Origin of the sequence: Streptomyces bohaiensis (assembly GCF_012033785.1) — a bacterium.
Taxonomy (GTDB): Bacteria; Actinomycetota; Actinomycetes; order Streptomycetales; family Streptomycetaceae; genus Streptomyces; species Streptomyces bohaiensis.
Genome location: NZ_JAAVJC010000251.1, coordinates 1 through 6,816 on the forward strand (window position 1 = coordinate 1; position 6,816 = coordinate 6,816).

The 6,816-nt window shown below is 72.3% G+C and carries 7 protein-coding genes; 5 read left to right on the plus strand and 2 right to left on the minus strand.

All coding sequences use genetic code 11. The features are described from left to right. Positions 1-151 precede the first annotated feature (151 nt). From HCN52_RS20040 to HCN52_RS20055, 4 genes are all read left to right on the plus strand, one after another. Positions 152-427, plus strand: a complete 276-nt coding sequence (locus tag HCN52_RS20040; protein WP_168089851.1) for a MoaD/ThiS family protein — start codon at positions 152-154, stop codon at positions 425-427. A gap of 520 nt (positions 428-947) precedes the next feature. Then, positions 948-1,151 carry a cold-shock protein gene (locus HCN52_RS20045; protein WP_004986573.1) on the plus strand — a complete coding sequence of 68 codons (204 nt, stop codon included), beginning with the start codon at positions 948-950 and terminating at the stop codon, positions 1,149-1,151. A gap of 586 nt (positions 1,152-1,737) precedes the next feature. Then, positions 1,738-3,366: a chaperonin GroEL gene (gene groL, locus HCN52_RS20050; protein WP_167971470.1), complete on the plus strand. Its 1,629-nt coding sequence runs from the start codon at positions 1,738-1,740 to the stop codon at positions 3,364-3,366. A gap of 278 nt (positions 3,367-3,644) precedes the next feature. Next, complete coding sequence (locus HCN52_RS20055) at positions 3,645-4,178, plus strand: sugar O-acetyltransferase (RefSeq protein WP_168089855.1); 534 nt, start codon at positions 3,645-3,647, stop codon at positions 4,176-4,178. Between the two features lie 285 nt (positions 4,179-4,463). On the opposite strand, the gene murQ is transcribed toward HCN52_RS20055, so the two are convergent. Together murQ and HCN52_RS20065 are read right to left on the minus strand one after the other, a co-directional pair. Next, complete coding sequence (murQ, locus tag HCN52_RS20060) at positions 4,464-5,399, minus strand: N-acetylmuramic acid 6-phosphate etherase (RefSeq protein WP_168089852.1); 936 nt, start codon at positions 5,397-5,399, stop codon at positions 4,464-4,466. A 60-nt stretch (positions 5,400-5,459) separates the two neighbouring features. Beyond that, complete coding sequence (locus tag HCN52_RS20065) at positions 5,460-6,407, minus strand: MurR/RpiR family transcriptional regulator (protein WP_168089853.1); 948 nt, start codon at positions 6,405-6,407, stop codon at positions 5,460-5,462. Between the two features lie 131 nt (positions 6,408-6,538). On the opposite strand from HCN52_RS20065, the gene HCN52_RS20070 reads away from it, so the two are divergent. Continuing rightward, positions 6,539-6,816: DUF4031 domain-containing protein (locus HCN52_RS20070; RefSeq protein ID WP_168089854.1), on the plus strand; the 278-nt coding region annotated here is incomplete at its 3' end.

Here is a 6,816-nt window from a genome sequence, read left to right on the forward strand (position 1 = left end):
CGCCGCACCCCCGCGCCGCGGGGGCGCCCGCTGCCGGGGCGCGGGCCCGCCCGGCCGCTGTCACCGCGCGTCCACTGTCACCGCCCCCTGAACGGGACGGCCCGCCCCTCGGCGTGCCCGCCCCGGCCCGTACCGCAGAAGGAGCCACCCCATGAGCGTCACCGTCCGCATCCCGACCATTCTGCGCACCTACACCGGCGGCCGGTCGGAGGTGCCCGCCGAGGGGGCGACCCTCGCCGACGTCCTCGCCGACCTGGAGCGCAACCACGCCGGTATCGGCGCCCGCGTCCTCGACGACGAGGGGAAGCTGCGGCGGTTCGTCAACGTCTACGTGAACGACGACGACGTGCGGTTCGCCGAGGGCCTGGGAACCGCGACCCCGGACGGGGCGGGGGTCTCGATCATTCCGGCCGTCGCCGGGGGCTGAGCCGTTCCGCCGGCTGCGCGGCCCGCTGATCACGGCGGTCGCGCCCGGTCGTTCCCGGTACCGCGCGCCTGGCGCCTGAGCCCGGCGCGCACGCCCTGCCGTTCCGAGCCCGTGCGCACCGGCCCGTCCGTCACCGCGGTGACGGACGGGCCGGTGCGCGTCGCGGTGTCCGGACCGCGCTAGAGTGGCCGGAACACTCGCTTCCGCCTCACCCGGTCGGCGTGCGCGTTCGTGAAGCCCTCCGGAGACTGCCGAACTTTTACCCGGGTGTTCTGTCCGCTTCGTGAGCCTTGTCCCGGTGGATACATTCTCATTTATGGTCACTTTGAGTAGTTTGACCGTTCTGATGCGTCAAGATTTCTCGCTCGTATGACCTGTTGCACAGGGCGTCCGGGCAGATACATTCAGCGGCGGTCGGTGCGTTCGGTGCACGCCCCCCTACTGTCTGGGTGGGCACCCGGGGCCTGGCCCGGTCCGCGAAAAGCGGGGTCGTGAAAGGCCGGCAAAAGGGGAGTACGTAATGGCTCAGGGCACCGTCAAGTGGTTCAACGCGGAGAAGGGGTACGGCTTCATCGCGGTCGACGGTGGTGCGGACGTCTTCGTCCACTACAGCGCGATCCAGATGGACGGTTACCGCACCCTCGAGGAGGGTCAGCGGGTCGAGTTCGAGATTTCGCAGGGCCAGAAGGGCCCGCAGGCCGACATGGTCCGGGTGACCGCCTGAGCCGGCGGTCGTCCGGCCGACAGGTCTGCGTCGGGGCTCGTTCCTCCCGGGTTGGGGAACGGGCCCCGACGTGTGTCACCGATGCGCTGCTGCGCCGGTGTGCCGGTCGATGCCGGTCCCGCTCCGCCCGGTGCCCGACTCCCGTCGCGTGACGCCTCCCCGGCCGCAGGTCGGCCGGCAGGGGGCTCGCTCCTCCCGGCCCCGCGCCGCCGACGCCCGTGTTGCCCGGGTGAGTTGCCGGCCCCGTGCGCCGATGCGCGCCGCCGCCGCGTCGCCGTCGCCCTTGATGCCTGCGCGCGGGTGACCGGCGCTCGCCCGCCGCTCCGCGCCGTCCGTCGCGCGCCGATGCGCCGGGGGTCGATCCCTGGCGCCGCACGGGTTCTCCCGGATCAGGCTTGCACTCGTGGGGGTCGAGTGCTAATCATTGGGCATTAGCACTCTGAGGGTGAGAGTGACAGATTCAGGACCGGGTCGGTGAGGCCCGCCCGCTGGATGGAGCAGGGAACCATCCGTGTGGGCGTGCCGTCCGTCGCGGGCGCCAGCGCGGTCCGGAGCAATCCACCCCGATCCGGGAGGACCACTTCACATGGCCAAGATCATCGCGTTCGACGAGGAGGCTCGGCGCGGCCTCGAGCGCGGGATGAACCAGCTCGCCGACGCCGTCAAGGTCACGCTCGGTCCCAAGGGCCGCAACGTCGTCCTCGAGAAGAAGTGGGGCGCCCCCACGATCACCAACGATGGTGTGTCCATCGCCAAGGAGATCGAGCTGGAGGACCCGTACGAGAAGATCGGCGCGGAGCTCGTCAAGGAGGTCGCGAAGAAGACCGACGACGTCGCGGGTGACGGCACCACCACCGCCACCGTGCTGGCGCAGGCCCTCGTCCGCGAGGGGCTCCGCAACGTCGCCGCCGGCGCCAACCCGATGGCGCTGAAGCGCGGCATCGAGGCCGCCGTGGCCCAGGTCTCCGACGCCCTCTTGGAGCAGGCGAAGGAGGTCGAGACCAAGGAGCAGATCGCCTCGACCGCCTCCATCTCCGCCGGCGACACCCAGATCGGTGAGCTGATCGCCGAGGCCATGGACAAGGTCGGCAAGGAAGGCGTCATCACCGTCGAGGAGTCGCAGACCTTCGGTCTGGAGCTCGAGCTCACCGAGGGCATGCGCTTCGACAAGGGCTACATCTCCGCCTACTTCGCCACCGACATGGAGCGCATGGAGGCGGAGCTTGAGGACCCCTACATCCTCATCGTCAACTCCAAGATCTCCAGCGTGAAGGACCTCCTGCCGCTGCTGGAGAAGGTCATGCAGTCGGGCAAGCCCCTGCTGATCATCGCGGAGGACGTCGAGGGCGAGGCGCTGTCCACCCTGGTCGTCAACAAGATCCGCGGCACCTTCAAGTCCGTCGCCGTCAAGGCCCCGGGCTTCGGTGACCGCCGCAAGGCCATGCTCGGCGACATCGCCATCCTCACCGGTGGCCAGGTCATCTCCGAGGAGGTCGGCCTCAAGCTGGAGTCCGCCGGTCTGGAGCTCCTGGGCCGCGCCCGCAAGGTCGTCATCACCAAGGACGAGACCACCATCGTCGACGGTGCCGGTGACAGCGACGCCGTGCAGGGTCGCGTCAACCAGATCCGTGCCGAGATCGAGAACAGCGACTCGGACTACGACCGCGAGAAGCTCCAGGAGCGCCTCGCGAAGCTGGCCGGCGGCGTGGCCGTCATCAAGGCCGGTGCCGCCACCGAGGTGGAGCTGAAGGAGCGCAAGCACCGCATCGAGGACGCGGTGCGCAACGCCAAGGCCGCCGTCGAGGAGGGCATCGTCGCCGGTGGTGGCGTCGCCCTGCTGCAGGCCGGTGTCGTGCTGGAGAAGCTGGAGCTCGCGGGCGACGAGGCCACCGGTGCCGCCGCCGTCAAGCTGGCCCTGGAGGCCCCGCTCAAGCAGATCGCGGTCAACGCCGGTCTCGAGGGCGGCGTCGTGGTCGAGAAGGTCCGCAACCTCCCCGTGGGCGAGGGCCTGAACGCCGCGACCGGCGAGTACACCGACATGCTGGCCGCCGGTATCCCGGACCCGGCCAAGGTGACCCGCTCGGCGCTGCAGAACGCCGCCTCCATCGCGGCGCTCTTCCTCACCACCGAGGCCGTCATCGCCGACAAGCCGGAGAAGGCCGCCGCCGGCGCGCCCGACCCGACCGGTGGCATGGGCGGTGGCATGGACTTCTGATCCTTCCGGATCGAGGTTCCGTCGCGACGCGCCACGACCGCGTCGACAGCGACAACCCCGAGGGCGGTGCCCCGGCTTCACGGCCGGGCACCGCCCTCGGGCGTTCCCGGCGCGCCGTCCAGGCGTGGCGCACCCTCCGAGGAGGGTAGGGGGCGGTGGTACCCCAGCGGCCGCCTCACGGCGGCGGCCCCAGGAACGGAGGAGTCGCGGTGACGAGCACGGACAACGGCGCGAGGGATGCCCGCGAGGCGGACAGCGGCCGGAGCCAGCGGGAGCGGATGCAGTCGGGGGAGCTGTACCTGGCCGACGACCCCCAGATCCAGACCGATCTGGCGCGGTCCGCCCGGCTGATGCACCGCTTCAACACCGCCGACCCGGACGGGCCCGAGGACCGGCGGGCGATCCTGGCGGAACTGCTCGGGGAACTCGGCGAGGGCACGGAGATCCGGCCGCCGTTCCACGTGGACTTCGGCTCGTACATCACCATCGGCCCGCGCAGCTTCGTCAACAACGGCGGGACCATGCTCGACGTCGCGCCCATCACCATCGGCGCCGACGTGCAGATCGGCCCCAACGTGCAGCTGCTGACGCCGACGCACCCGCTCGACGCCGACCTGCGCCGCGCCAAGTGGGAGGCGGCGGAGCCGATCACCATCGGGGACAACGTCTGGCTGGGCGGCGGTGTCATCGTCTGCCCCGGGGTGACCATCGGGGAGAACACGGTGGTCGGGGCCGGGGCGGTCGTCACCCGCGACCTCCCTCCCGGCGTGCTCGCCGTGGGGAACCCGGCGCGCGTCATCCGCGAGCTCTGAGGGGGCGCGGGAGACCCCGCGTCACGGCTCGCGCTCGCGGTGTCGGACGCGGGCCGGCGGCACGGCGGAGGGGCGTCCTCATGCCGCGGGTCGTCCTCGGGCGTCTCCGGCAACGCGCCGGAGGGCCGTAGTCGGCGTTGTGGGCCCGGCGTGGGGTCGCACACGCGCTCCGAGCCAGCCGCCCGGCCCGCTCGCGCCGGTGCCGTATCGTGCCCGGCGCCCGCTCCCCCGTGGGCGGGCGCCGGGCACGCGCGCGGCGGCGGTCGTGCCGGCCGCCGGGCGGGCTCAGGGCAGTTTCGTCGCCTCGGTCAGGGCGGCCCGCAGATGGCCCCCCGAGGTGGCGAGCAACTGCTCGGCGGTGGCGGCGTCCACCTCGCCGAGGATGGTGAGGATGGCGTTCTTCACCTCGCCGTCGGTGGCGACCAGCGCCGCCTCGATCGTCGGTTCGTCCGCTCCGGTGGCGAGCGAGACGATCCGCCGTGAGCGCGCCCGCAGCTTCTCGTTCGACGCGCGGACGTCGACCATCAGGTTCCCGTAGGTCTTGCCCAGCCGGATCATGCTGATGGTCGAGATCATGTTGAGGACCAGCTTCTGCGCGGTGCCCGCCTTCAGCCGGGTGGACCCGGTGACCAGCTCGGGCCCGACGACCACTTCGATGCCGTGGTCGGCGGCGGCGGCGAGCGGCGACCCCGCGTTGCAGGAGAGGCCGAGCGTGAGTGCGCCGAGGCCGCGGGCGTGCTCGACCGCACCCACCGCGTAGGGCGTGCGGCCGGAGGCGGAGATCCCGACGACGACGTCGTCGGGGCCCGCGCCCAGTGCGTCGAGGTCCGCGGCGGCCAGCTCCTTGCTGTCCTCCGCCCCCTCCACGGCGTTCACCATCGCGCCCGGGCCGCCGGCGATCAGGCCGATGACCTCGTCCGGGTCGGTGTTGAAGGTCGGCGGGCACTCGCTGGCGTCCAGCACCCCGAGCCGGCCGGCCGTGCCGGCGCCCAGGTAGAGCAGCCGGCCGCCACGCGCCATCCGCTCGGCCGTGGCGTCGATGGCCGCCGCGATCTGCGGCAGCTGGGCGGCGACCGCCGCCGGTACCGCGGTGTCCTCGCGGTTCATGGTGTGGGCGATCTCCAGCGTGGGCAGCTGGTCGATCTCCGCCAGTTCCGGGCGGTAGGCCTCGGTGGTCAGTGTGCTGAGCTGTGCCTGCAGCTCGCCATAGGGAGTGGGCATCCGGGTTCGGCTCTCTCGCGGGACGGGAACGGGGGAGTGCGGTGCTGCCGGCCGCGGGGGTCAGCGCACGTCGCGCGGTGAGTGGCGGTGGGCCAGGGCCTCGTAGCTGGTGCGGAGCGCCGGGGCCGCGGTCTCGTAGGTCCGCTGGGCCACGCCTATGAAGAGGCAGTCGATGACCAGGAGCTGGCTGGTGCGGCTCGACATGGCGGCGGGCCGCAGCTCGCTCTCCCGGGCGGTGGAGGTGGTGAGGACGTGGTCGGCGTACTGGGTGACCTCGCCGTCCGGTCGGCCGGTGACGGCGACGGTGGTGGCGCCGTGGTCGAAGGCCGCCTGGAGCGGCTCGATGACGTCGACGGTGCGACCGGAGTGGGTGATGGCGATGGCCACGTCGCCGGCGCGCAGCTGTACGGCGTTGGTGACGGCGAGGTGCGGGTCGGCGTGGGCGTGGGCGACCAGCCCGATGCGCAGCAGTTTCTGTGCCAGGTCCTGGGCGACGAGGGAGGAGGCGCCCACGCCGTACACGTCGATGCGCCGGGCGGAGGCCATGGCGCTGACCGCGGCCTCGACCTGGCTGATGTCGAGGGCGCCGGCGGTGTCGGCGAGGGTCTGCCGCTCGTCCTGGGTGAGTTTGGCGATGACGTCGGTCAGCGGGTCGTCGACCGATATGTCGGTGGTGATGGCGGGCGCGGCGCCGGACGCCTGCTGGGCGGCGAGGCCGGCGAGCGCGAGCCGCAGGTCGCGGTAGCCGGGGTAGCCCAGCATCCGGGCGGTGCGGACCACCGTCGCCTCGCTGGTGCCCGTGCGTTCCGCGAGGCCCGTCACGGTGAGCGCGGCGCAACCGGCGGGGTCGGCGGCCACCGTCTCCGCCACGCGCTGCATGGAACGGGTCATGGAGGGGGCCATCGTGCGGACCTTCGCGGCCAGTGCGCCCGGCTCGGGCGGCGCGGGTCGCGGCTGCGCGGGGGCGGGGCGGACCCGGTCACCTCTCCGGCTGAAATTTTCCTTCATGCCATTCCTCACAGGTGAAAGGTATTTTCGTCGCGGGTGCCCCGTCAAGCCCTTGGTGCTCCGAAGTCTGCGGGACTCTGGTCCAATGTGGGGACCGAAGCCGAAGCCGACCTCCGGAAGGGGTGACCGCGATGACGGTCTACATCGATCCTCCCGAATGGCCGGGGCACGGCCGCATGTGGTCCCACCTCATCAGTGACAGCTCGCTGCGGGAACTCCACGAGTTCGCCGCCGACATCGGGCTGCCGCGCCGGGCGTTCGACCGCGACCACTACGACGTGCCCGCCGAGTCCCACGCCGCCGCCGTGCGGCGCGGTGCCGTGGAGGTCGGCAGCCGGGAGGTGGTCCGCCGGCTGCACGCCGCCGGGCTCCGTCGCAGGCGCCGCAGCCCGCAGGCCCCGGCGGGCCC